Source organism: Chitinophaga sp. 22308, from assembly GCF_052045305.1.
GTDB lineage: Bacteria > Bacteroidota > Bacteroidia > Chitinophagales > Chitinophagaceae > Chitinophaga > Chitinophaga varians_A.
This window is the reverse complement of record NZ_JBQEOP010000007.1, coordinates 516,695-542,076: the sequence shown is the minus strand read 5'-3', so window position 1 is coordinate 542,076 and position 25,382 is coordinate 516,695. Positions and strand designations below refer to the sequence as shown.

Genomic DNA, 25,382 nt, shown 5'->3' with positions numbered 1-25,382 from the left:
ATCATAATAAAAACATTCTCACATTCTGTATCTTCCCCAAACATCATTGATACGCCTGCTCCCGCATTAAAGTAATAGCCCTTCTCTCGAAAAGTTTATCTTTTTCAATAGATTTACAGCCTTTAAAATAAGCCTATGCACGTTGTGAGGTCATGTTGCTTTGTTTTATTGCTGATGGTAGTCACGGCTGCTGCATCAGCTATCGGTTATCCCATGAGGTACCTGGGCATTGAAGACGGACTGTCCAACAACGCTGTTACCTCTGTATATCAGGACCACAAGGGGTTTATGTGGTTTGGCACCTATGATGGGTTAAGCAGGTATGACGGGTACAGGTTCAAAATATACCGTAACAAGGTAGGCGACAGCACATCGCTGGCCGACAATGGTGTGTACACCCTGGCGGATGACAACCACCACCGGCTTTGGGTGGGCGGCAGGAGAGGGGTGAGTGTTTTCAATCCCGCTACGGAAAAATTCTTTATGCCGGTGTATAAACCGGCGAATGGCCATACGCTCCGCAAGGCCAATGAAAATATACATATCATTAAGTCGGATGAAAATGGTCTCATCTTAGTGGGTACGGAAAAAAACGGGTTGCTCGTATTTGATAATAACCGCTATGACGGACTGCAAATCCCTGTTCACAACGATGCAAAGACCATCACTGACTATGAAGTGACCGGTATAAAGTTCACCGGTAAATATGCCTGGATATTTGTACAGGATATTGGTTTATGCAGATATGACCTAGCGCAACATACCTTGTCTGTGGTAAGTAAGGACATTCCCCGTGCCAATTGCCTCAATCTGGACCAGGCCGGCAATCTGTTGCTCGGAACGGATGCCGGCGTATTCCGCTATATTCCCGCCACCGGGAAATTTTCCGGTAATGCCCTGCCGGAAAACAGTAAGATCGTACACCTGTATACCGACAGGGAAGGAACGACCTGGTGTGCTTCTGATGGGAACGGCCTGTATCTGATGGACGGTACAGCGGCGCCCGCACGCCCGTTTACCAGCCCGGGCAGCCGCTCACAGCTGAGCAGCAATTCGGTGTATTCTATTTATGAAGACAGGGAAGGCCGCAAATGGATAGGCACCCTGCGGGGCGGTATTAATATCCTGGAGGCCCGTCGCAACCCTTTCGAGCTGAATGTGCTGAACCGTAATCCTGATGCCAGGGCCATCGATAATTTTATTTTTTCCTTTTGTGAAGAAGATGCTAAAAATATCTGGATAGGTACCGATGGAGCAGGATTGAAACACTTGAACCGGGAAACCGGCACTATTACATCTTACAGTCATGATGTACACCAGCCGCAAGGTATCAGCAGCAACTTTATTACGTCTATCATTCATGATGCGCACCGCGACTTATGGATATCTACCTGGTTTGGCGGGGTAAACCGCTACAGTACCGCTACCGGGAAGTTTGAACATTACACCTGTTTTAATCCGTATACCCGCACCGCTGAAAATAATGTATGGCTGGTATATGAAGACCGGCAACAACAACTATGGGCCAGCACCACCAACAATGGTACGCTGTACCGGTTTAATCCGGCGGAAAACCGGTTCACGCTTTTCGACAGCAGCCTGGTAAACATGCAGTGCCTGGCAGAAGACCGTGAAGGCCAGCTATGGGGAGGGAATTATTCTTCGCTTATCAGGGTAGACAAACATCACCTGAAACATCAGCGCTTTAATATCGGCTATACCGTACGGTCCATCTGCCATGACAAAAGCGGTAATTTCTGGGTTGGTACCGATGGTGGCGGCTTGTTGCGCTTCAACAGGCAAACCGGCGCCTACACGCGCTATACCATGACCGAAGGATTGCCCAGCAATTCCATCCTCCGCATGCTGGAAGACAACAAGGGCAATATCTGGATCAGCACCTTCAACGGGCTTTGCAAATTTGATCCGATAAAGAAAACGTTCCGCAACTTCTACGCGTCGGACGGTCTCCAGAGCAATCAGTTTAGCTTTAACGCCGCACTGGCATTGCGCTCAGGCGAACTCGCGTTTGGCGGTATCAAAGGGTTTAATATCTTTTATCCTGACAGCGTGTATGCAGATACTGCCATTCCGCCGGTATGGCTGACCAATATAAACATCAACAATGCGCCGGTGACAGAATCTGATCACTATGTGTCGGGCAGAACACCGGAAAAGGAAGTGCAGGAAATTACTGTTCCCTACGACAAAGCCACCATTGCCTTCGATTTTGTAGCGCTGGAATATACGCTGCCCGATAAAATCAGTTACGCCTACCGGCTACGGGGCTGGGACAATAATTGGAACTATGTCGGTCAAACCCGGACAGCAAACTACACCCACCTGCAGGAAGGGCATTATACATTTGAGATAAAAGCCAGCAATGCCGATGGATACTGGGGTCCGGAAATACGCACCGTTTCCCTGATCGTGTTGCCTCCCTGGTACCGTACATGGTGGGCGTACCTGCTCTATATTACCACCACGCTGGGCGCCATCTATTTGTACATCCGTTACCGGGCGAGGGAAGAGCGGCTGAAATATGAAATCAAGCTGGCTTATCTCGAAAAAGAAAAAGAAAAGGAACTGAACGAGAAGAAACTGGCCTTCTTCACCAATGTTTCCCACGAGTTCCGGACACCGCTCACGCTGATTATTAACCCGCTGAAAGAACTGCTGCAGCAGAAAGCCGATAAAGACCTGGGTATCGTATACCGTAACGCCCGGCGCCTGCTTAGCCTGGTAGATCAGCTCCTGTTGTTCCGCAAGGCCGACCAGGAGAGCGGCCAGCTGAAGATTTCCCGGCTGGATATCGTGAACCTGTGCCATGAGGTATATGGCTGCTTCTCTCAACAGGCAAAAGTTAAAAACATTCAATATGTTTTCCAGGCCCAGCTGCTGGAAACAGAGATATATGGCGATGGTGAAAAACTGGAAATTGCCATCTTTAACCTGCTCTCCAATGCTTTTAAGTTTACCCCCGACAATGGCACCATCATCTTTGAAGTAAGTGCTGATGCAGACACCGTAACCGTTGTGATCAAAGACAGTGGCTGCGGTATTGAAGACAGCGTGGGGAACCGCATTTTCGAAAAGTTCCAGCGGGCGCAGGACCGCAAAGAGTCGCTACAGACTGGTTTCGGTATTGGCCTTTACCTGGTAAAACACTTTATAGAAAAACATCATGGAAGTGTCAGCTACGAGAGCAAGGTAAATGAAGGCACTGCCTTCCGGCTTTGTCTCAAAAAAGGGGACGCACATTTTGCCGGCACACCGTTACTGGAAGGCGCCGGGTACCAATCCGCCTTTCTGAAAGAGCTGAACGCAGATGCCAGCCTGGAAGCACAGGACGCCGTGACAGACATCCAGGAGGCCGATGTGCCCACTACCACCATCACGGAAAAAAAATCCATCCTCCTCATCGATGACCACGATGAAATCAGGCAATACCTCCAGCAGCTGTTTAAGGATAAATTTGTGGTCTATGAAGCGGACAACGGCCTCAGTGGCTTTTCGGCAGTACAGAAATACATGCCCGACCTGGTGATCAGTGACATCCAGATGGAAGGAATGGACGGCGTAGAGTTATGTACTAAGATCAAACAGACAGACACCATCAGCCATATCCCTGTGATCCTGCTTACCGGATCATCTGCCGCCGATACCCGCCTCAAAGGACTGGAAGGCGGCGCGGACGATTATATTACCAAGCCGTTCGACAAAGACCTGCTGATGGCCAAGGTGAACAACATCATCAAGAACAGGAACCTGCTACAGCAATACTTCTTTGACCGGATCACCCTCCGGAACAGCAACATCAGAGTGCCAGCCGAATACCAGGACTTCCTCAAACGCTGTATCGAGATCATAGAAGCCAACCTGGAAGACGAGACCTTTTCCATTAAGAAGTTCACCCTGGAAATAGGCATGAGCCACTCGAGCTTATACAAGAAAGTAAAATCCATTTCCGGCCAGACCATTAATTCCTTTATCCGGTCCATCCGGCTCCGGAAAGCAGCTGTTTTGCTGCTCAGGGAAAATTACACTATTACCCAGGCGGCCGTCCAGGTAGGCATTGGAGATATTAAATATTTTCGTGAGCAGTTCGTCAAACTGTTCGGGATGAATCCTTCCAGCTACGTCAAAAAATACCGGCACTCCTTTAACCGCGACTTCAACATCACAGAAAGCCAGGAAGAGTTATAATTCCCTCTTCTCCGCCACTGTATTTACTTTGGGCATAGGGGGCATAAAATGCCCCCTATGATATTTTACGATTTTACCCCCGTTTTTTAATGATTTACCCCCTCTATGGTCTGTGCACAGCATAGTACATTGCGGGGGCACAGCGGCTGGAGTAAAACAGTCCAATCAACCAGAATTATAATTCGCCAGCATTCCGATCACTCATTTAAATAAAGCGTTATGAAAAAAATTCCATCCGGAACGGACCGTGAACTATTTGTCCCTTTACGGAGCCAACCTATTCTTACACCTTTACTTTTTCTGTTATTAATATTATTGGCCGGCAGTGCCCAGGCACAGCAGACCGTTGTAACAGGGACCGTGTCTGCCGACAATAGCCCTGTTCCCGGGGTAACCATCCGGATAAAAAACAAAACAGGGGGAGCGCTCACCGACGGCGATGGAAAATTCAGCGTCAGCGCAGCCATCGGAGATACCTTGTTATTTAATCATATGTCCTATAACGAGCAGCGGGTAGCTGTGAAAGGAGGAGCGCCCCTGAGGATCGTGCTCACCGCCCTGAGTAAATCAGTAAATGAGGTGGTGGTTGTGGGGTATGGTACCCAGAAAAAAGCCACCCTCACCGGCTCTATTTCTGTTGTAAAGGGCGCAGACATTGTGCAAAGCCCGCAGCCTAACGTGTCCAATGCCCTGACCGGCCGCTTCTCCGGGGTAATTGCCAACAACCGCTCCGGTGAACCAGGCTATGACGGCTCTACCGTGACCATCCGCGGACTGGCCACCACCGGCAACAACGACGTACTGATCGTTGTGGACGGTGTACCCGGACAAATCGGCGGCCTGGAACGGCTGGACCCCAACGATATTGAAAGCATCTCGGTACTGAAAGACGCCTCTGCCGCCGTATATGGTAGCCGGGCCGCTAATGGCGTAATGCTCATCACCACCAAAAGAGGTAAAACCGGGAAGCCTGTCATCAACTACAGCTTTAACCAGGGTTTTTCGTCTCCCACCAGACTGCCTAAAATGGCAGATGCCTATACCTATGCCCAAATCATGAATGAAATCCGGTATTATAATAATACTGCCGGTGGCATGAACCAGTTTTACACAGAAGAACAACTGCAAAAGTTCAAAGACGGCTCCGACCCGGTCAACTATCCGAATACCGACTGGCAAAAGGCCACCCTGCGAAAAACAACCACCCAGAACCAACATAGCCTTTCTGTGAACGGCGGCGGGGAAAACGTACGGTATTATGTTTCCCTGGGCATGATCGGGCAAAATGGGTTATATAAAAACGGCGCCACCAAATACAACCAGTACAATTTCCGGTCAAACATTGACGCCGATGTCACCAAACGCCTGAAAGTAAGCCTCTACCTGTCCGGCCGCCAGGAAGACCGCCAGTATCCCACCACTTCGGCAGGAGATATTTTCCGCGGTATCTACCGGGCTTACCCGACAGTATTGGACAGGTATCCCAATGGCTTGCCAACTACCGGTATCGAAAACAACAACCCGGTGATGCAGGTAACTGATATCGGCGGCCTTTCCCGCAACCCTGTCCAGGTTTTCAACGGCATCCTGAAAGGATCGTATGCTATCCCGGGTGTGGAAGGCCTGTCACTCGATGGTTTCCTCTCGGCGGATAAAGCGTGGAACTTTGCCAAGGCATTCTCCACTCCTTATAAAGAATACACATACGACGCAGCCTCCAATACCTATGTGCCTAAGATCGTGGGCGGCTCCAACGGCAAAGCGTCGCTGATGGAGCAACAGCGGAATATGTCTTTACTGACCACCAACATTAAACTGAACTATGCCCGCCGTTTTGGCGCGCACGATGTTAATGCCCTGGTTGGTTATGAGCAGAGCAGAAACATGGTGGATACGCTGAGCGCAGGCCGTATCAACTTCCCCACCCCGCTCACCCCTGAACTGTCACAGGGTGGTGCTGCCGCCACAGACAGGAGCAATTTTGGCAGCAGCTACAATTTCACCAGAAAAAGTTACTTCGGCAGAATCGCCTACAACTACCTGGAAAAATACCTGCTGGAAGTACAGGCCCGTGTAGATGGTTCTTCTACTTTCCCGAAAGGAAACCAATATGGGTTCTTTCCTTCCGTGTCTGCCGGCTGGGTAGTATCGAAAGAGTCCTGGTTTGAACCAGTGAAATTCATTAACAACCTGAAGTTCCGTGGATCGTATGGTACGCTGGGCAATGATAACGTAGGGCTGTTCCAGTATTTCGACAACTATTCTTTCTATAACCAGTATGTGATCAACGGACAAATTCAAAGTGGTATCGATCTCGTGAAGCTGGCGAATCCCAATATCACCTGGGAAGTGGCAAAAAAGATGGACCTGGGGCTGAACGCCACTATCCTGGACCACTTCTCCCTGGAATTTATTTACTTCCAACAGCACCGTACCAAAATACTGACGCCGCGAACTTCGCTGACGCAGACTTCCGGTATCGTGAACCCATATGATAAAAACAACCCGCTGGTGCCGGCAGAAAATATCGGTAAGGTAAACAGCCAGGGTATCGAAGCTACGCTCGGATATGATAACACTACCGGCGGCTTCCACTATAATGTTTCGGGTAACGTAACCTATGCCAAAAATAAAATCATCTTCAAGGACGAAGCAGTGGGTACTTTGCCCTACCAACGGGAAACCGGCGGGCCTATGAACACTTATCTGTTGTACAATGCCATCGGCATTTTCAGAACGGCAGACGACCTGGCCAAATATCCGCATCTGCCCAATGCTAAGCTGGGTGACCTGATTTACCAGGATTACAATGGTGATAAACAAATCACCGCGGATGACATGGTAAGAACGAAGTATGGCAACATTCCTGAAATCACTTACGGTATCAACCTGGCTGCCGATTACAAAGGCTTTGACCTGTCAGTGTTGTTTGCCGGACAAACACATGTCAGCCAATATGTCCTTCCTGAATCCGGCACCATTGGTAACTTTTACAGCAGCTGGGCCGATAACCGCTGGAGCCCTTCCAATCCCAACGGTTCCTATCCCCGGGTGGATGAACGTGCATCCTCTTCTGTTAACGGCGGCCTTCGTCCCAACACATTCTGGCTGAACAACGCTTCTTTCCTTCGCCTGAAAAACATCTCCCTGGGTTATACCATCCAGTCAGCGGCTTTGTCACGCGCGAAGATCGCGGGCCTTCGCATCTATGCCAATGCCTTTAACCTTTTCACCATCACCCAGGTAAAAGATTACGATCCGGAAGGCTTCAGCAGCAGCGGACAGTTCTATCCGCAACAGCGCATCGTGAACCTTGGTGTAAATGTTAAGTTGTAAAACACAAAAATTAAATCATGAAAACGACAAATATATTATTCGGTATGGCTTTAGTGGCGGCGGGTTTCCTGGCCTCCTGTCAGAAAGATTTTCTCAATGTAACGCCTACTGATAAAATACTGGGAGATGCTGTCATCGCCGATTCTTCCCTGTTTGAAAACTATGTCATCAACCGCTATCTGAGCATCAAGCTACAGGACAAAGAAGGGGAGGGCAGCAATCCCGGGTTTGGCAGAGGGTTTGAATATGGACTGTGGAGCTCCATCACCGATGAATCCATTTATAACAATGATGATAACACCTGGGTGGTGCAACAGGGCCAGCTGGCGCCGGAAAACATGGGCATCACCGGTACTATCTGGGGAAGAAGTTACCGCGGCATCCGGGAATGTAACTATGCCCTCAATAATATTGACAAGGTGGTCATGAGCACCGACCACCGCAAACGCCTCCGGGCGGAACTGCGTTTTATCCGTGCCTTCCGCTATCATGACCTGATCCGTAACTATGGCGGCGTGATCATGATGGGAGATAAAGAATACAGTTTACAGGACAACCTTAGTGACCCGGCATTGTTCAACAGGGCCACCCTTCAGCAGTCAATGGATTATGTTATTACTGAACTGACTGCAGCGGCGGCAGATCTTCCTGTTGACAACAACGGCTCCGACTGGCTTCCCGGCAGAGCCACCCAGGGCGCGGCACTGGCCCTGAAAGCCCGCCTGTTGCTGTATGCAGCCAGTCCGCTTTACAACGTAGGCACCTGGCAGGCTGCGGCGGATGCTGCCAAAGCAGTGATGTCACTCTCCAAATACAGTATCGCGCCCGACTATACGCAGTTATTCCTGAACAGCAATAACAACGAAATCATTTTTGCACGGCAGTTTGCTATCGGCGCCCGCCACGTATGCCTGGAGATCTCCAATGGCCCCAACAGCTACGGCGGATGGGCCGGCAATACGCCTTTGCAGAACATGGTGGACGCTTACGAAATGAACAACGGCAAGCCTATCACCGATCCTGCTTCGGGATATGATCCGCAAAATCCGTATGCGAACAGGGACGCGCGTTTTTATGCTACCGTTCTCTATAACGGCGCCACCTACAGAGGCTCTACCATACAGACTTTCACGCCTGGCGGAAAAGACAGCAAGGACGGTCCTTCCAACTGGAACGCCTCCAAAACCGGTTACTACCTGCGCAAATTCATGGACGATAAAAATCCTATCGATAACCCCTGGGACGTGGCCGGCTTACAGCCCTGGATCTACATCCGTTATGCGGAAGTGCTGCTGAACTACGCGGAAGCGCAGAACGAAGCCATAGGCCCCGATGCCAGCGTATACAACGCCATTAACCAGATCAGGCAGCGTGCCAGCGTAATGCAACCGGCTTTGACACCGGGGCTTTCAAAAGACCAGATGCGCGACGCCATCAGGAGAGAAAGACAGGTGGAGCTGGCCTATGAAGAGCACCGTTTCTACGATGTGCGCAGATGGAAAATCGCCAATGTCACCGAAAATATACCGGCATACGGTATGACCATCACCCGTAACGGCAACAGCTATACGTATACGCGCAAAGTGGCGTTGGACAATCGCCTGTTTGTGGAAGCCAATTACTGGCTGCCTGTTCCAAGAGCAGATATCCTCGCTTCCAATGCCACCCTGAAACAGAACCCGGGTTACTAGCCAATAGAGGCAAGACCGTTGTAAAGTGGTAAAATAGCAAAGCCGGATTTAGAAAAAATTCAGCAACTATTTTACTACTTTACAGGCTTGCAACCACGCTTCTTATCTTACTACGGGAAGTCTTGCATACCATGCGGCTTTGCGTGCAACCGCTTACTAAGAACATGAAAAAACTAATGGGCGCCCTGCTCGGCTGTATGGTCATGCAACAAACCATGTCCCAGCAGGTGATACGGGTAAATATCGACCTTTCAAAGAAAGCACAAACGGTCCACAACTTTGCGGCTTCTGATGCCTGGTCCTGCCAGTTTACCGGCACCTGGCCGGATAATAAACGAAACCAGCTGGCTGATTGGCTGTTTAGCAGTGATACAACTGCAGATGGGCAACCCAAAGGCGTCGGCCTGTCGATGTGGCGGTTTAACATCGGTGCCGGCAGTACCGAACAGGGCGACGACAGCGGCATACGCGACGAATGGCGCCGTGCAGCCTGTTTCCTGGGTGCCGATCATCAGTACCACTGGGAGCAGCCTGCGGGCCAGCTCTGGTTTTTAAATGCTGCCAAAGCCAGGGGCGTTCGGCAGTTCCTCGGTTTTCTGAATAGTCCGCCGGTAGCCTTTACCCGTAATGGTAAGGCATTTGCCAGTCATGGCCAGTGCAACGTGTCTCCGGACCAATATCCCGCTGTGGCCGGCTACCTGAAAGATGTAGTACTAGGCATAAAGCAGGTGACAGGAATAACCCTCGATTTTGTGAGCCCGGTCAATGAACCGCAATGGGACTGGAGCGATGGCGGACAGGAAGGCTGCCCCTATAATAATGAACAAATCTATGGCCTGGTTAAAGCGGTGGACCAAACCTTTCACCAGCACCGGCTTTCCACTAAAATCTTAATTCCGGAAGCGGGCAAGCTCAACTATCTGTACGCCGGTGAAGACAAACCCGCCAAAGGCACACAGATAGCGGCTTTTTTTGATCCCCAAAGCCCTGTTTACCTGGGCAGCTCTCCCAATGTGTACCGGGCAGTAGCGGGACACAGTTATTTTACTACTTCTCCCCGGGATACGGCCATGACTATACGCCAACGACTGCATACCGCGCTGAAAGGTATCCCTTTCTGGCAATCCGAATATTGTATACTGGGCGATAATGCAGGAGAAATAAACGGCAGCAGGGTAGACCTGGGCATGGACGCTGCATTGTACGTGGCCAGGGTGATACATACTGATCTCACTGTTGCCAATGCATCGGCCTGGCAATGGTGGCTGGCCATCTCCCCCTATGATTATAAAGACGGGTTGATTTATATAGATAAAAATAAAGCGGACGGGCAAATACACGATACAAAAATGTTATGGGTATTGGGCAACTATAGCCGCTTTGTAAGGCCTGCGGCCCAACGGGTGGATGTGCAGCTGACAGGCAACACCACAGCGAAAGACATTTACGTGTCTGCCTTCAGCAATGCAGATAACAGCCTCGCTATGGTGGTTGTCAACAACAGCGCTGCTGCGGCCGTGATGGAAGTCCGTGGTAAAGGCATTCCCGTTCGAGGTATGCGCAGCTACACCACGAATAACGAAGGGAACCTGCGGCCTGGTAACGTCAACGGGCATACGATAGTTGTCCCGGCGCGTTCGGTAGTAACAGTCACCCAACAATTAAAATAAACAGTTAGCAATGAAGAAAATCAGCATGGCCATACTGATGATGTTGTACTGTGTGCAATTAAGCGCGCAGCACACTTTCCGGTTAGGCGATTCCACCTTTCTGCTGGACGGGAAACCGTTTCAGATGATCTCCGGCGAAATCCACTATCTGCGGGTGCCCCGTGAATCGTGGCGCGACCGTGTCCGTATGGCGAAAGCCATGGGCCTGAACACCATCGGTACCTATGTATTCTGGAACATGCATGAACCGGAACAGGGGCGCTATGATTTCTCCGGCAACAATGACGTGGCTGCTTTTGTGAAAATATGTAAGGAGGAAGGCATGTGGGTCATTTTACGCCCCAGTCCCTATGCCTGTGCGGAGTGGGAGTTTGGTGGCTATCCGTATTGGTTGCAGGAAATAAAAGGACTGGAAGTAAGAAGTAAAGAACCACAATACCTCAGGGCCTACAATAACTATATTAAAGCGGTAGGCAAACAGCTGGCGCCTCTGCAGGTCAATCACGGCGGCAATATCCTGATGGTGCAGATCGAAAATGAATATGGTTCCTATTCCGATGATAAATCTTACCTGGAGATCAACCGTAAGATGTTTACGGATGCTGGTTTCGATGGATTGTTATATACCTGCGACCCGGCAGCAGACGTGGCCAAAGGACACCTGCCGGGTTTACTGCCGGCAGTGAACGGCGTAGATGATCCCGAAAAAGTAAAACAACTGGTAAAAGAAAACCACCAGGGTAAAGGACCTTTCTATATTGCGGAATGGTACCCGGCCTGGTTCGACTCCTGGGGAGAAAAACACCATACCGTTCCATACGAAAATTTCCTTGACCGTTTGGACAGGGTGCTGGCTGCCGGTATTTCTATCAATATGTACATGTTCCACGGCGGCACTACCCGCGGTTATATGAACGGCGCCAACTACAACGATCATGCGCCTTATTCACCACAGATCAGCAGCTATGATTACGATGCGCCACTGGACGAAGCCGGAAATGCTACCCCTAAATTCATGGCATTCAGAAAAGTAATTGCCAAACATCTGGCGCCGGGAGCAACGCTGCCGGAGGTGCCGGCTAAAAAGCCGGTGATCACCACACCGGTGATTGCTTTGGAGCGTAGCGGCGCCCTGTTCAGCCAGCTGCCTGCTGCGGTGAAAAGCGTACAGCCGTTAACGTTCGAAGACCTGAAACAGGCCTATGGCTTTGTATTATACCGCACTACTCTTAAAGGCGGCAGCAGCGGTACTTTGAAGATAAAAGACCTCCGCGACTACGGTCTGGTTTTCATAAATGGTAAAAGGGCGGCCATCTTGGACAGGCGCCTGAAACAAGACAGCGTTGATATTACGCTGCCGGAGGGTACGGTAACACTGGATATCCTGGTCGAAAACCTGGGCCGCATCAACTTTGGCCCTTATCTCCTGAAAAACAGGAAAGGAATAGACGGACAGGTATTGTTTAACGGAAAAGCCATCGGGCAGTGGCAACAGTTCAGGCTTCCGTATGAACAGCAACCTGTGGTTAAAACGTCTGCCGTGGCTGCTGATGCGCCGGTGTTGAAGGAAGGAAGTTTCTCCCTGAACACCAAAGGAGATACTTACCTCGACATGAGCAAATGGGGCAAAGGCGTAGTGTGGATCAATGGTCATCATCTGGGCCGTTACTGGCAGGTAGGCCCGCAGCAAACGCTCTATGTTCCTGCAGAATGGCTGAAAACCGGGCAAAATAAAATTACGGTGCTGGAGCTGATTAAACCGGTCCAAACACAGGTACAGGGAATTGATCATCCTATACTGGACGTATTACAATAGTCCGGTTATGTATATAAAAACTAAAAATGCCGCACCCGAAAAGTGCGGCATTTTTTTTATCTGATATTAGTTGTTGAACGACAGGATCGCATCCAGTTCCCTGGTATAGCGTTCCATACCAAACCTCGCTGCTATCTTTTCATGTAACGCCTGCGGCGTGATCGTTCGCTGAAAGTCCGCTAACAGCTGCTCAAAATGCCGCAGGATGGCATCATCTGCGCAATTGATGTGCCCTGGCAACACGTATACGCCCGGGAAACCCTCGTCAGACAGCTCACTGATGGCGCCGACTTTTGTACCGACAACGGGAATGCCTGTCGATAACGCTTCCAGCGTTACCAGCTCAAAGCCTTCAAACATTGATGGCAGTATCAGCAGATCTGCTGCTGCATAGGCGCCGGTGGCTATATTATCAATGTTCAGCCCCGTTTTAATGGTTGTCTTTGAAAAGCCTGAAAAACGTGCTTTATCAGGTGTTTCATTGCAGGCTATCAGCAAACGCCAGTTGTCTGATTGTTCGATGGTGGCGGCCAGTTGCTCCAGTATGTCCAGCCCTTTATAAGATATCAGCCTGCCAACAAACAGCACGGTACGTTGATGGCTATACTTTTTTTCATACGGACGGAACCTATTCGTATCTACACAGTTGTTTAATACAGCAATCTTTTCTTCCGGCACCTCGTACCATCTGACAATATCCTGTTTAACCCTGGAAGATACCGCAACCACCTGCCTGGCCGACAGACAATTCCGCTGCTGAAGCCGCGAAATACGGCTCAGGTGTTCTTCTTTGCGCCAATACGCCTTTTCCATCAGGTGATAACAACCGTGGATGAAATTAACGTCAACAGGAAAGAATGGCGCTGACTCTCCCTGCGTGATCACGATGTCATTCCGCCGCTTATGCAGCCAGAGATAGGCACTCGTATAACGCGCCATATATACCTCCCTGCGTTTTCTGAAATGATGGTGCCTGAACAGCAAGTTAAACAGGCGGCCCAAAAGTGTGTGTTTTACAAGAAAGGTTTCATCAATAAGCATGGTCCTCATTCCCTTATGATGGAAGTATTCATCCAGGTGGTATACTACTCTTTCCACGCCACCTGCCTGGGACTTTCCGCTAAAGGAAACAAGGAAAATTTTTCCCGGTTTCATAGTCTGTTACATTTGGATTGCCCTGTTCCGCCTAAGGCGTGAGTCTTATTTCAGGGCGCAAAAACCAACATACAAACGCTTGAAGTATAAAGAATAGTATATCAACAATAAATTTTAACTTTCTAAAATACTTTTATTGCGGTCGATTCATTTATAGAATCGACCGCTTTTGTAGACTAGCTGTTATGCTTTGAGTTTAATCCATACTCCGCTGAAATCATAATCAACAACCAGGCCGGAAGGAAGTGTAAAACTGATCTGAGTCAACGGTAGAGGCCCGTTGTTGTTGAGGGTATAAGGCCCAACGTAGCCGTAGCCGGGATCATATACTTCTGTATCATTCAGCGCGATGGTGTGGTTCAGGTTTTCCACGACCAGCAGGTGCGCTTCCTGGGCACCGGGCTTTTGTGTGTAATTGACAGGCCCGTTGACAAGTCCGTATGCAGGTTGTGTAGTGATCAGGTCGATTTCTGTTTCCAGAAGGTCCGGGCCTGCGCCAACATTAGTGGCTTGTATGTTTTGCAAAATGCCGGCGGCCTGATTCGTATAATACACGATGACGTTATTGGTTGTCAGTCCAAACTGACTGGCTATATAAGCCAGCGCTGACGGCGGATTGTAGTTGTCCACCGGTTCTTCGTATTGATACGTGGCCGTAGGTGCCGGCACTGCCAGGTTGAGGAGCAGGTTGCCGGTGGTCTGATAAATACGTTGGGCGAGCGCTGCGGGGCCGGGCGCGGTATAACGTTGCGTCAGGTTACCGGTATTCAGAATGGTAGGAACGGCGGTGGCGCCGAGATGTACCAGGGCCGCGGCCAGTGAAAAGGCGCCACAGCTGTTGTCTGTGGTCTGTGTGACGCCATGGTAAGCATTAAAAGCCATAAGATAAGGTTTTTAGTTGTTAGATAAATTTGATGATATAATAGACGTAGCTGTTTTTGGACCTGGTTTCTGTGCTGGTCCTTACACTGCCGGGAAGGCCGGTACCATCAACAGGACCGCTGGTAAAAGCGGAGCCTGTAACAATCGGCTTGCCTTGTTCATTGTTGCCTTTGGGCTCATTTATGTCCCCGGTTTTCAGGTAAGCATGCTGGTGTATTTGCAGGGCGTCTTCCTGCACTGAACCCACTTCGCTGCTGGTAGCGCCGTTGGCGAGCTTTCTGCTGCCGGCGTCCGGATCACGTCCGCTGCCCATATCTGCCATGCGTAGGAAGTATCCGCGGTAATCTGGAATACAGAATTCATCGTTCTTCACTCCGGGAATGTTGTATTGTTCGCCCAATACGGCATACAATACAGGATAATCCTTTCGGGACAAAGTCCTTCCGTCGCAAACCATCCAGCCGTAAGTGCTGATCATGCTTTCAAAGTCTGAATAATGGTCCGTGACCTTTCCGGCGAAAGCCATCACCGCTCCGGGTGGAATACTGGTGGGCATCATGGACAAATGACCGGGATACAATGGTGCTGGTATCATGATCTTACGTATGTGGTGATGTGAATTCCGGGAGCTGGCTACCTTCCTGTACTACCTGCATGGCCGTAGGGAGAACGATTTCCCAGGAATGCTCTGTTTTCGTATAATCGTTAGTGTTATATGATTTTTTCAGATGCCCGGCTATCTGTTTGTCCGGTTCGTTTACCGGCACAAAAGGGTAGGGCGCCGGCCATATCATCCCCGAAGAGAGATAATACAATAACTGGAAGTTAAAGGCAGGCCGGACGGGCAGCAGCACCCGCGCCCACTGCGCCTGTAAGAAAGGCCTCAGCGAATCGTTGCGTCCCTGCAGGGCATAACTGAAAACAGAAGGACTGTCATCGAAGGTCCAGGTCATTTCATCCCATTCAAGGCTTTCCCGGAAGAACTGGTCATAACGGACCTCATTTAAGGGAGCTGTACGGGTATCGGGAGCTTCGCCCACTTTAGTACGAAATACCTGCATCAGCAGCGCTATGCCACGGCGCTGAAGGGCCGACCGCTCGGTGTTGCGCAGCAGCTCAGGGTTGTTTTGTTCATGCTCCCCGGAAAGCCTGCTGAGGGTATTAATGTAGGTGGATAAACGTTGTTGGTAGGCTTCGCTGATCTGCCGGTAAATCCCTGCTTTCCATTCATTCATTTTCTCTTCGCTCACGCGGCATTGAATACGGATATTGATGATGAAATCATTGGGCTTGTAGGGTGGCGCGTCTGGCAGATTAGGGCCGATGGCCGATACCGGTAGCTGCCCGGTTTCTCCATGCATGCTAAGGGGGCCTGGCGTTGATGCCGGTACTTCAAAGATGCTGCTGCCAACAATGCCTTTGATCATCTGCACGGGTGCGCCATCCGCAATAATGCCCGTCACCGATGCTTCCTCTGCAACATAGTGCTCAGGTATGTGCGCGTACTTCTCGGTTTCCCCCGGACGCAACACCACTGCCGCATAGGCCAGCAGCTCAGGTGGCGGCTGTATGACGTCCACCTGGTAATAACCCAGTAACTGCGCGTAGTTGCTGATGGTGATATCAGTAAACATACTGATGCCTTTTTCCGCCGGCGACAGTGGCTTTTGCAGGTCTGTCGCATTCAGCGACTGCTGCGATTGTATATAGTCCTGTGCAGGTTGCCGGATACTTAGCTCCAGTAAAAAGCGATGGCCGTAATTTTCTACTGTAACGCGGTACACCTTATTCAGCCAACGGTAAATACCCCTGAAGTGCCCGTTTCCCTGGCGGTTGTCAAATAGGCTGCTGGTCACAGCTTCCTGTTCGTTATACTGACTAAAGGACCTGATCCTGGAAATACGCTCACTGACACGGTTGACAGTGCTGTTTAGCACCCGGCTCATAAATCCGCTGTCGGATTGCTGGCCATTGCTGTCCGGTTTCAGGAAAGATGACCAGTTGCCATTGAGCACAGCCTGTGTGGGCGGGCCATAGGTCGTAGTGAAATTATCGTAGGCAGTACTTTGGGTGAAGCCGGCCAGTGTTTGTTTTGTTTCCAGCAGCAGGTCGTTGCTGGTCTGCTGATACCTACCGGTATTGTGTTGCTGTTGGGAGTTGCTTTCCTGTTGTGTTTCCTGGTTGCTTTGCAATTGACGCTGTACTGTTTTTTTCTGTTCTCCTTTCATTACGTTCTGGATACCGGAGATTTCTCCCGGTTGGTAACGTAACAACCGGTAACGCGACATTTTCAGTTGTCCGATGGCAAAAGGCGTGATCCGGCTGTCATCTTTCGGCAACGGTGCGGCGGTTGCATAAGGCGGCAACGGGAATAGCTTCCCCGGTAACAGGATATTGGCATGCAGCAGCTGTCGGATCTCTTCCTGCGTAAATACCCGTGGAGGCTCCGTGCTGTACTGTGTTTGCAGCAGGTTGCACACCAGCAGTATCTTGTTCAATGCCATGGCAAAGGGTTCATTAAAACCGGGTATGATGGCCAGCGCGAAATAATTCTGCCACAGCTGGTCAATAACAGGGAGCCAGGAAGTGGTATCAACGCCGGCACTGATGTCTTCCCCGCCGCTGCCGTGAGCAGCGGCCACCCATGCATCATAAAGCGCAGGAAAGCTGTTGAAGGGCGGTGGCACTTGCTGCGCGCTACCATAGTACTGCCCGGTAAAGGGCGCGTCCTGCTGCAGAAACTGAATGGCCAGTTGCTCCATCGCCTGCCGGTTCTTTTGTGGCGCTATGGCCGTCAATAGGCTGTAAAGGGAGTCGGTGCCGGTATGCGCCGGATCGTAGGAAAAGAAATAGAGCCAGCTGTCTGCCGGGATGTCGTCCGGCCAGGGCAGAATATTGACATAAGGGAAAAGAGGCGCGTCTACGGCCAACTGCGGGGGAAAATCGTCACTGTCGCCGTTGTCGTCCGGACAGGGTGGCGGTGGCGGCGGTGTTTCCCGGAATAACGCGAGTGTGCCATCAAAATGATGTTGCAGCGCGGGGTTCTCATTGTGCCCGTAGTAGAGATTGCCGTTCAGTATGACTTCCTTTTCTTTGACTGTCAACGTTAGCTGACCTTTTATCCGGAACGCGTCGTATCCTGTATATTGCACTTCCCGCCGGTGATGGGCATCGACATAACCGGTAATAACCGGCACTGGTGCGTCTGCAGGGTAGTGGAACTCGTACTTAACCACCGTCGCCATTGTATGAAGATGTTCCTGGTCTGGCGCAAGCAGCTCAGACACCACCTTAAACGTGTTATTGATAATAGTTGTCTCAACCATCGCTGACAGTTTAAAAGATGAAAGGAAAGCCCCACCCCATTTCACTCGGCAGTCGGCGTTGGAAGCGGGAATGGGGCCTGATGGTTATGCATATAGGATATTCTGCAGGGTGAACTCGAAAGGAGTGGAGCTGGCTCCCGGGCCGCCGCCGGTCATAACGATATCGGCGCTGGCGATGCCAAAGAGTGACAACTCTGTGTTGATCTGCTGGAGGATAGCGCTGTTGATCAGCTGACCTTCCACTACCTGGGAAACCACGCCTATCCAGATAGTAGGCCTGAACTGGAAGGTGGCTTTCTGGCCTGGCGCAATAGCCGTTTTAGTGGCCAGCAGTTTACCGTCGCGGTATACGTTGGCGTTAACCGCGCCCAGGTCCAGCGCATTCAGTATCTCCACTTCGTTTTGACTGGTGGCCTGGCCGGCATATTTGAGGATATCGCCTGACGGGTCACGTACTACCTGGAACTGCTGACCATTCACCGCTGCTTTCAACGGGCTGTAGTTGCCCCAGCTGTCACTCGCAGAAACGGACATTTCCATCGGGTAGGAAAAGGGATGGTTCCAGCCTTGTCCGAGGTTTCTGACCACCTGCCAGGCTACTGCCAGCTCATTAAAGGAGGTGGCTTCATTCCGCTGGAAAATAACGATGCTGGAATTGTTGCGGTCATTAGACCGGTTGATAAGATTTAATCGGATGTCTGTCATAAAAAGAGTTTAAAGGATAAAGTGAATGTTGTTAGCTGAAGTGCATTACCGGTGATGAACTGAAGTAAAGGTAGGATGGGCGTAACCCCCGTTTGGAGCGGATGGCATAAGCGCAGCATTGAATGGAATAAGTGGCGGGATTTACGATATAAGCGAAAAAGGGAATGGATATAAAGCTTATATTTGTTACACTCAATTTACCATCATCTTTTTCAAACTATCCTTTATGAGCCAAAATGCTCTTCTCTCATCTGTGCGCATAAAAAACCTGGAAAAAAAGATCTTTGGGTCCGGCCTGGCTGCCAGACTGTCCACAGAGCCGCTGGTGGCAGTATATCCCGATGCGGAGTTTCCTAATATGTACCATCTTGTGATGAGCTTATATGTTCCGGACGGACAGGAGCCCATTATCGACGATGATTTTAATAATATGATAGAAGAGAACACAGAAGCCGGAGTATTGCTGATACGACAGATCATCATTGATTACCAAAAGCCCGAATCAGGAAATTGTACCTGGTCGCTATGGAAAGTACTGATTGACTATGCTATCGATGGGCCCCAGGCACAGGCTATCCGCGTGATGTACAGGATAGGGGACCCCGAAACATCCAGGGGGACCGTAACGACCGTAAAAAGACCCGCATAAGTGGTTACATGAAACAACTCTTTGCTGTTCCTGTGGTAGCCCTTTTTTGGGTAACACAGGTGTTGGCATCGTCCGGACCTGTGACGGGCGCCATATATAGCAAACTGCGGCAGCAGTGCAGTATTTGCCGGCATATGCCCGCGGATTCTGCCCTGCTGATGGCAGACAGCCAATATCCAACGTCTTACCTGGTGTATTTTCACAACAGCCATGTGTCATTGCGGAACAGGGACCCTGACAATGCCTACCGGTACATCCTGAAAACACTGGAAGACATTGACAACGCGCCAACACACCCGCTTTATCCTTACGCTTTTTTTCTACGTGCCAGCATCCAATACAACCGACAATTATATCGCGAGGCGTTACAGGACTTTCTTCAGCTTACCAATATCAATGGCCTGGACCAACAGCTACTGGCGGATTGTTACATCAATATGGCAGAGATCAGTCTCGAACTGCGGCAGTTTACCGCAGCACTGCAGTACTTCAGCAAATGGGAAACCCGGTTTGTGCAACAGTCGGCGCCGGAAACCAGGAAAAGCGTATATCACAATAAAGGCCTCTGCTACTTTCACATGGGGAGGTATGACGAAGCGGAAAAATATCTCCTGCAAAGCCAGGATATGGAAAAACAACAGAAAGATACCACCGGCCTGGCCATATCCAGTATGGACATCGGTAACCTGTATTATGAACAGTATCTCGACAGGAAAGCCATTCCATATTTCGAGGCAGGACTGCGCTTTGCCTTAAAATCCCGCGATACGGCCGTGCTTCGGAATGCTTATCGTAACATGGCCGTGGTGGAGGAAAACAGGAAAAGATATCGCCCGGCGTTGCAATACCGTAAGCAATACGAGGCGCTGCAGGACAGCATCTGGAACCGCGACCATATCTGGGAGATGGCGAAGCTGGAGAAAAAGCTCGCCGTGGAAAAAAGGGAACTGGCCATCCGCGTACTGGAACAACAAACACGCCTGCAACTGGCCGAGCTGTCCACACAACGCTGGCAACGCAATACATTGCTGGCAGCAGTGGCAGGACTGATGGTGCTGGCGGCTTTCGCAGGATATGCCTACCGGCAGCAGAAAAGAAATGCTTATATCATCGCGCAACAGAAGGAGACGCTGCGTGTGCTGAATGAAACAAAAGACCGCCTGTTTTCTATCGTGGCACACGACCTGCGGTCACCGGTATACCGGATGAAACTCAGCCTGGGCCGCCTCAGGAAAGCGATACAGCAGGCTCGCCATGAAGAAGCGGATGTATTGGCGCTCAACAACGAAAAAATCGCCGGCAGCACCTATGCACTGCTCGATAATTTATTGCATTGGGCGCTCAGTCAGACCGGCCAGCTGTTTTTCCGCAAAGAGAAACTGCACCTGCGCACCGTGATCGATCAGATATGCTATGATCTCCTCCCGGTAGCAACAGATAAAAATATCACCGTTCACAGGGAAATACCTGAACCGTTTTTTTTTAGCGCAGACCTGAACACGTTCAGGATCATGGTACGCAACATCATCGACAACGCGATTAAATATACGCCGGAAGGTGGCGTCATTACCATATCGGCCAACTGGCAGCATACCGGATGTCAACTGATCATAAGCGATACAGGAGTGGGAATGGACATACACCTGCTACAGGCATTAATGACAAATAACCATATGAGAAACCAAACCGATACCGACGGAAGACAAAGCACCGGGCTGGGCCTCTGGCTCTGTAAAACACTGGCGGAAAAAAACGGCGCACAGCTGCTGTTTTCCGCCCGGCCGGAAAACGGCACTACTGTAACCATATCCCTCCAAACCGAATTGCCATGAAAGGAGCAAAAATATTGATCATCGAAGATGATAGGCAGGACGCCTGCCTGCTGGAAGGCATGTTGCTGGACCACGGCTATGAAGTGGGTGGCATCGCCAACTCACTGCAGGAAGCATTGCGGCTGTTCCATGCCATACAGCCCGACCTGGTGATCATCGATATTTTTTTACAGGGAAGAAAAGACGGAATCACTTTTGCCACGCAGATCAGTGATGACGATGACACCCGGAAACCTTTTATCTTCCTGACCAGCGCCGCCGACCGTAATACCTTTGAGGCGGCAAGGCTCACAGCGCCTTTCAGCTATCTGCTGAAGCCCTTCAACGAGCTGGAACTGCAATACGCCATCGAACTGGCAGTAGAGAAGTTTGCCGGCGCGCCGGCAGGAATGTTCGCGATGGAAGAGAAGAGTACCGTTATGTTGCAGGACATCTTTTTTATTAAAAGAGGAAATATGCTGGCTAAAATATCCCTGGACGATATACTATACATCGAAGTGGAAGGTAAATATAGCAAGATCGTGTGCAGCAGGGAAAAATACCTGGTGCAACAACCCCTAAAGCTTATCCTGGGCAGGTTACCGGCTATTCGCTTCGTAAGAGTGCACCGCAATTATATTGTCAATATCCGGGAAGTGGCAAAGGTAAACCTAACGGACAATGAAATTGTTCTGGAAGACGGGCGCTCCGTATTGTTCAGCCGCCGTTACTTCGATGATTTTATGCGGGCGTTTGACGTGCTTCGGTGAAATACCCATTTACTGATGGGCCAATTTTTTGCTGACATTTTCTTTGCGTTTCTTCCAGGTAACGATTTGTGCAGGTTGATTTACAGGCGCTCCTTTCTTATCGACCAGGCCCAGGGCCTTTACCAGCTCCCTGCTGATGCTGGCGGCTTTCCTGTTCTTTTTGGACCAGGCTGATTGTTCGGCTTTCACATTGTCCTCATAGGCTTTTATCGCCTCGTTGATGATGGCGATTTCCTTTCGCGGTGCTTTTTGTTTTCTGTAGAGTACCATCAACCTGTTGTAGGCTGCTGCGTTCAGATGGTCTTTCTTCACTACGTCCAGGTAAAGCTGAATGGCCTTTTCCGGTTCGCCTTCCTTTTCCAGTTGAAGGCCTTTTTCAATCAGGCTCTTATGGGATTCACGTACCATGACTGTCGCTGTTTGATGTGAAGAAATCAACCACAAAAATGTTACCGTATTCACAGAGTGAATCAAAAAACCAAGAGGTTCCTCACCTCTCCAAGGAACACCCGTTTGTTCAGAAAATTGATTTTGCCCGCGTCGATACGGTATATCTGCCCAAAACTATAACCAAAGTCTTCATCCACATTGTAAATCTGGCAAACAATGGCATTGAAGGTACCATCGTTTAGCATGATGGTGTCAGGATAGGTCAGTACGGTTGTTTCACTGTCGTCCATTTCCCCGATGATTTCTTCCGCCATTTCGAACATTTCATCGGTCTCCCGGCTTTGTATGCGTTCAATTTTATCGAGTGACTCCCCGCAAAGGATAAACGGATTAAAATCGCGCAGTGACTGTAATTGTTCAGTGGCGATGTTTTCTGCTTTCTCCATCGCTGCCTGTAGGGAGGGGGAGAGATCGGTGTATTCCATCATATATTTAATGTATTGGGATCAATTTAGTATATATTTACCAGACAAGTATAATTTGTCATGAACGCAATGCCTGTTGCCGGTAAACCATCTTCCCGTCCTGAAAAAAATCAGGAAAATGGTTTAAGCTATAATGAAGGAAAAGCATGCCTGTGGGTATTGGATAAGCCCGGTTTTTATTTTATCAGGTTGATAAAAACAACGACTGCTTACCAGTTATGCTTTCTGTTTCCGGAGCAACCTCTTCCTGTGGAGCGGCCGGCTTATATGGAAATGCACCAGCTCACCATCAGCCCTCAAAGATTCGGGCTGGTATTAAGCGCGCTGCGGTTCAATATGCTGGTATATGAACAGTGCCCGGTGATCGCGCTGGAGGAGGAGGAATACCTTCATCTGCTGCACGAGTTTATCTGTATAAAAAAAGAACTGGCGGAAGAGCGGTTGTTATGGGAAGTGGTAATGTCCAGGGTGCGGCTGATAGCCCTGGCGGCCAGCCGGAAAATGGAAAAGATGATGAAGGACAGGCACGCCTATGGCATTCCGCCGTTGCTGTTGCAGTACCTGAAACTGATGGACCAGCATTTTAAAAAGTATAGGGAACTGCAGTTTTACGCGTCCCGGTTACAGGTTACGCCTCATCAGCTGAATGCGCTTTGTAAAAAACACTATCGTAAATCGGCTACAGACATTATCCGCGGAAGAATCATGCTGGAAGCCCAAAGGCGGCTGGCATTGCCGGACAGCTCTGTCAAAGCGGTGGCTTATGAACTGGGGTTCGGTGATATGGCGCATTTCTCCAAATTTTTTAAAACACAAACCAATTTATCGCCCCGGAAGTTCCGGGAAACACAACTTGTTGTACAGAAGTGAGATAAACTTGTACATACCCTTCCCGCCTGCATACGATGCCTGATGACCCTTTTATCTTGCGCAGATAAATAAACTGTCTATGCGGATAAAAGGAATTACTTATGATACCGGGTTTATCAATCTCGGTGTAAGCACCAAAGAAAAGTTTGAACCTGCTATGGTGATGCAGGAAATGCAAATCATCAAAAATGAATTGCATTGCAATGCGGTACGCGTCACCGGCGGCGATGCCGGCCGGCTGGAAATTGCCGCCCGGCTTGCGGCGGCGGCCGGACTGGAAGTATGGTATTCGCCTTTCACCTGTGGCCTGACCATCGATGAATTGACCGGCTTTCTGCTGGACGCGGCTGAACGTGCAGAGCGGCTCAGAAGAACGGGAGCGGCCGTTGTCTTGCTGACAGGTTCAGAGATCAGCTTGTTCAACGTAGGGTTTTTCTCTCCGGTCAACCTGGACGAACGCCTCGGTCTCTTTAAAGATCCCGCAAAATTAAGAATGGAAATCCCGTCCGTACAAAACCGGCTGCGTGCTTTTTTCGAAGAACTGATGCCATTGGTCCGGCAGCGGTTTGGCGGCCTCGTCAGCTATGCTTCCATACCGTTGGAGTTCAGCGCCATTGACTGGGACCTCTTCGATTTTGTAGCTACCGACGCAGGATACCGGTCCGCAGATATTGCGGCCGCTTTCCTGCCGGGGCTTCGCCGGATGATGCAAATGAACAAGCCGCTCGCCATCACGGAGTTTGGATGCGTTACACTACGTGGAGGCGCGGATATCGGCGCACACGGCGGTGAACTGGTAAAATGGGCTGCAACGCCCCTTACATTGAATGGAGACCATATCCGGGATGAAACGGAACAGGCGGCACATATCAAAGAACTGTTCGGAATTTTTGCCGCGGAAAATGTAGCGGCGGTATTCCTGTGCACGTTCGCTCAATATAATCTGCCCCACCGGCAGGACCCCGCATATGATCTGGATATGGCCAGCTATGGCATTGTGAAGGTGCTGGAGCAGGCGACAGGACAAACTTATCCGGGGCTGCCCTGGGAACCCAAGGCCGCTTTTCATGCTATCGCGATGTGTTACGGAAATAAATGAGGTATGCTGCAATATTGCTACAGTCCTGTGTTTTCGTGGCAGTAGATGCTTTTATTTTTAAGGAAACTAAATGTTACCTATATGAAAAAGCTGTTTTTCTCCTTACTGATAGGAGGCACCTTTGTTAACTGTACCATGATTGCCCAGGCGCAGGCAAATCACATCATCCCGTTTTCTTCGGCTACTGTACCGCAGCAGGTTTATTTCCATGATGTGGAAGAATTTCTTGCACAATATGAACCACTACTGAACCAGGGCCATGTCTACACTTTGGCGTTAGAGCCGGGCAAGGGCATTTATATCGTTAGCTCTCCTGCCAGCCTTAACAGTGGAACAGACCTGCTGGCTGTCAGGCAGCATTCCTTTTCCTCCAAAGACAAACTGAAATTTGCCAAATGGTGTAATGAACAGTTGAATAAAGGGAATATTTTAACTATTGGTAAAGACAAGGATGGTACTTATTGGGCAGACATTAAATAAGTGCCGGACAATTTTTTCAGGAATGATTGATGACGGGGTTG

The 25,382-nt window shown here is 50.0% G+C and carries 18 protein-coding genes; 11 read left to right on the top strand and 7 right to left on the bottom strand.

What is annotated here, in order from left to right; genetic code table 11:
- Nucleotides 1–135: 135 nt before the first annotated feature.
- The 5 genes from ACTJJS_RS28290 (at nucleotide 136) to ACTJJS_RS28270 (ending at nucleotide 12,719) form a co-directional block, all read left to right on the top strand.
- A complete protein-coding gene (locus ACTJJS_RS28290) occupies nucleotides 136–4,206 on the top strand; it encodes a hybrid sensor histidine kinase/response regulator (protein WP_440666862.1) in 4,071 nt (1,356 codons plus the stop codon).
- Nucleotides 4,207–4,425: 219 nt separating this feature from the next.
- Nucleotides 4,426–7,542 (top strand): SusC/RagA family TonB-linked outer membrane protein, encoded by a 3,117-nt coding sequence (locus ACTJJS_RS28285; RefSeq protein WP_440666860.1) that lies wholly within the window; start codon nucleotides 4,426–4,428, stop codon nucleotides 7,540–7,542.
- A 17-nt stretch (nucleotides 7,543–7,559) separates the two neighbouring features.
- Nucleotides 7,560–9,233: a RagB/SusD family nutrient uptake outer membrane protein gene (locus ACTJJS_RS28280; RefSeq protein WP_440666858.1), complete on the top strand. Its 1,674-nt coding sequence runs from the start codon at nucleotides 7,560–7,562 to the stop codon at nucleotides 9,231–9,233.
- A gap of 164 nt (nucleotides 9,234–9,397) precedes the next feature.
- Nucleotides 9,398–10,903 (top strand): glycoside hydrolase, encoded by a 1,506-nt coding sequence (locus tag ACTJJS_RS28275; protein ID WP_440666856.1) that lies wholly within the window; start codon nucleotides 9,398–9,400, stop codon nucleotides 10,901–10,903.
- A 10-nt stretch (nucleotides 10,904–10,913) separates the two neighbouring features.
- A complete protein-coding gene (locus ACTJJS_RS28270) occupies nucleotides 10,914–12,719 on the top strand; it encodes a glycoside hydrolase family 35 protein (RefSeq protein ID WP_440666854.1) in 1,806 nt (601 codons plus the stop codon).
- A 66-nt stretch (nucleotides 12,720–12,785) separates the two neighbouring features.
- Here the strand turns inward: ACTJJS_RS28270 and ACTJJS_RS28265 are convergent, their stop codons facing one another.
- The 5 genes from ACTJJS_RS28265 to ACTJJS_RS28245 form a co-directional block, all read right to left on the bottom strand.
- Entirely contained in the window at nucleotides 12,786–13,874 is a 1,089-nt protein-coding gene (locus tag ACTJJS_RS28265; protein WP_440666852.1) for a glycosyltransferase family 4 protein, read from the bottom strand.
- Between the two features lie 183 nt (nucleotides 13,875–14,057).
- Nucleotides 14,058–14,756, bottom strand: a complete 699-nt coding sequence (locus tag ACTJJS_RS28260) for a hypothetical protein (protein ID WP_440666851.1) — start codon at nucleotides 14,754–14,756, stop codon at nucleotides 14,058–14,060.
- A gap of 19 nt (nucleotides 14,757–14,775) precedes the next feature.
- Complete coding sequence (locus ACTJJS_RS28255) at nucleotides 14,776–15,351, bottom strand: phage tail protein (RefSeq protein WP_440666850.1); 576 nt, start codon at nucleotides 15,349–15,351, stop codon at nucleotides 14,776–14,778.
- Nucleotides 15,352–15,355: 4 nt separating this feature from the next.
- Nucleotides 15,356–18,082, bottom strand: coding sequence for a hypothetical protein (locus ACTJJS_RS28250; RefSeq protein ID WP_440666849.1), 2,727 nt, complete (start codon nucleotides 18,080–18,082; stop codon nucleotides 15,356–15,358).
- An 84-nt stretch (nucleotides 18,083–18,166) separates the two neighbouring features.
- Nucleotides 18,167–18,787, bottom strand: a complete 621-nt coding sequence (locus tag ACTJJS_RS28245) for a hypothetical protein (RefSeq protein WP_440666847.1) — start codon at nucleotides 18,785–18,787, stop codon at nucleotides 18,167–18,169.
- 226 nt (nucleotides 18,788–19,013) lie between these two features.
- On the opposite strand from ACTJJS_RS28245, the gene ACTJJS_RS28240 reads away from it, so the two are divergent.
- The 3 genes from ACTJJS_RS28240 to ACTJJS_RS28230 are packed head-to-tail and all read left to right on the top strand — an operon-like array spanning nucleotide 19,014 to nucleotide 22,017.
- Entirely contained in the window at nucleotides 19,014–19,436 is a 423-nt protein-coding gene (locus ACTJJS_RS28240) for a hypothetical protein (protein ID WP_440666845.1), read from the top strand.
- A gap of 8 nt (nucleotides 19,437–19,444) precedes the next feature.
- Complete coding sequence (locus ACTJJS_RS28235; RefSeq protein ID WP_440666844.1) at nucleotides 19,445–21,268, top strand: tetratricopeptide repeat-containing sensor histidine kinase; 1,824 nt, start codon at nucleotides 19,445–19,447, stop codon at nucleotides 21,266–21,268.
- The gene (locus ACTJJS_RS28230) at nucleotides 21,265–22,017 is read left to right on the top strand and encodes a LytR/AlgR family response regulator transcription factor (RefSeq protein WP_168874355.1); all 753 of its coding nucleotides are present in this window, start codon (nucleotides 21,265–21,267) and stop codon (nucleotides 22,015–22,017) included. The genes ACTJJS_RS28235 and ACTJJS_RS28230 overlap by 4 nt, the downstream gene beginning before the upstream one ends.
- Nucleotides 22,018–22,026: 9 nt before the next feature.
- On the opposite strand, the gene ACTJJS_RS28225 is transcribed toward ACTJJS_RS28230, so the two are convergent.
- Both ACTJJS_RS28225 and ACTJJS_RS28220 read right to left on the bottom strand, forming a co-directional pair.
- On the bottom strand, nucleotides 22,027–22,425 hold the full coding sequence (locus ACTJJS_RS28225) for a tetratricopeptide repeat protein (RefSeq protein WP_343746779.1): 399 nt from the start codon (nucleotides 22,423–22,425) through the stop codon (nucleotides 22,027–22,029).
- Between the two features lie 62 nt (nucleotides 22,426–22,487).
- Nucleotides 22,488–22,895 carry a hypothetical protein gene (locus ACTJJS_RS28220; protein ID WP_440666841.1) on the bottom strand — a complete coding sequence of 136 codons (408 nt, stop codon included), beginning with the start codon at nucleotides 22,893–22,895 and terminating at the stop codon, nucleotides 22,488–22,490.
- Between the two features lie 57 nt (nucleotides 22,896–22,952).
- Here ACTJJS_RS28220 and ACTJJS_RS28215 point away from each other — a divergent pair, with 57 nt between their 5' ends.
- From ACTJJS_RS28215 to ACTJJS_RS28205, 3 genes are all read left to right on the top strand, one after another.
- Nucleotides 22,953–23,762: a helix-turn-helix domain-containing protein gene (locus ACTJJS_RS28215; RefSeq protein ID WP_440666840.1), complete on the top strand. Its 810-nt coding sequence runs from the start codon at nucleotides 22,953–22,955 to the stop codon at nucleotides 23,760–23,762.
- 79 nt (nucleotides 23,763–23,841) lie between these two features.
- The gene (locus ACTJJS_RS28210; protein WP_440666839.1) at nucleotides 23,842–24,861 is read left to right on the top strand and encodes a hypothetical protein; all 1,020 of its coding nucleotides are present in this window, start codon (nucleotides 23,842–23,844) and stop codon (nucleotides 24,859–24,861) included.
- Nucleotides 24,862–24,942: 81 nt separating this feature from the next.
- Nucleotides 24,943–25,341 (top strand): hypothetical protein, encoded by a 399-nt coding sequence (locus ACTJJS_RS28205; RefSeq protein WP_343746777.1) that lies wholly within the window; start codon nucleotides 24,943–24,945, stop codon nucleotides 25,339–25,341.
- Nucleotides 25,342–25,382 lie beyond the last annotated feature (41 nt).

Excerpts from the sequence above, each read along its gene's own strand:
- ACTJJS_RS28205 (WP_343746777.1), top strand. The coding sequence starts at position 24,943 with ATGAAAAAGCTGTTTTTCTCCTTACTGATAGGAGGCACCTTTGTTAAC.
- ACTJJS_RS28240 (WP_440666845.1), top strand. The coding sequence starts at position 19,014 with ATGAGCCAAAATGCTCTTCTCTCATCTGTGCGCATAAAAAACCTGGAA.
- ACTJJS_RS28270 (WP_440666854.1), top strand. The coding sequence starts at position 10,914 with ATGAAGAAAATCAGCATGGCCATACTGATGATGTTGTACTGTGTGCAA.
- ACTJJS_RS28290 (WP_440666862.1), top strand. The coding sequence starts at position 136 with ATGCACGTTGTGAGGTCATGTTGCTTTGTTTTATTGCTGATGGTAGTC.
- ACTJJS_RS28250 (WP_440666849.1), bottom strand. The coding sequence starts at position 18,082 with ATGGTTGAGACAACTATTATCAATAACACGTTTAAGGTGGTGTCTGAG.
- ACTJJS_RS28280 (WP_440666858.1), top strand. The coding sequence starts at position 7,560 with ATGAAAACGACAAATATATTATTCGGTATGGCTTTAGTGGCGGCGGGT.
- ACTJJS_RS28265 (WP_440666852.1), bottom strand. The coding sequence starts at position 13,874 with ATGAAACCGGGAAAAATTTTCCTTGTTTCCTTTAGCGGAAAGTCCCAG.
- ACTJJS_RS28285 (WP_440666860.1), top strand. The coding sequence starts at position 4,426 with ATGAAAAAAATTCCATCCGGAACGGACCGTGAACTATTTGTCCCTTTA.
- ACTJJS_RS28225 (WP_343746779.1), bottom strand. The coding sequence starts at position 22,425 with ATGGTACGTGAATCCCATAAGAGCCTGATTGAAAAAGGCCTTCAACTG.
- ACTJJS_RS28255 (WP_440666850.1), bottom strand. The coding sequence starts at position 15,351 with ATGATACCAGCACCATTGTATCCCGGTCATTTGTCCATGATGCCCACC.
- ACTJJS_RS28230 (WP_168874355.1), top strand. The coding sequence starts at position 21,265 with ATGAAAGGAGCAAAAATATTGATCATCGAAGATGATAGGCAGGACGCC.
- ACTJJS_RS28210 (WP_440666839.1), top strand. The coding sequence starts at position 23,842 with ATGCGGATAAAAGGAATTACTTATGATACCGGGTTTATCAATCTCGGT.
- ACTJJS_RS28235 (WP_440666844.1), top strand. The coding sequence starts at position 19,445 with ATGAAACAACTCTTTGCTGTTCCTGTGGTAGCCCTTTTTTGGGTAACA.
- ACTJJS_RS28275 (WP_440666856.1), top strand. The coding sequence starts at position 9,398 with ATGAAAAAACTAATGGGCGCCCTGCTCGGCTGTATGGTCATGCAACAA.
- ACTJJS_RS28220 (WP_440666841.1), bottom strand. The coding sequence starts at position 22,895 with ATGATGGAATACACCGATCTCTCCCCCTCCCTACAGGCAGCGATGGAG.
- ACTJJS_RS28215 (WP_440666840.1), top strand. The coding sequence starts at position 22,953 with ATGAACGCAATGCCTGTTGCCGGTAAACCATCTTCCCGTCCTGAAAAA.
- ACTJJS_RS28245 (WP_440666847.1), bottom strand. The coding sequence starts at position 18,787 with ATGACAGACATCCGATTAAATCTTATCAACCGGTCTAATGACCGCAAC.
- ACTJJS_RS28260 (WP_440666851.1), bottom strand. The coding sequence starts at position 14,756 with ATGGCTTTTAATGCTTACCATGGCGTCACACAGACCACAGACAACAGC.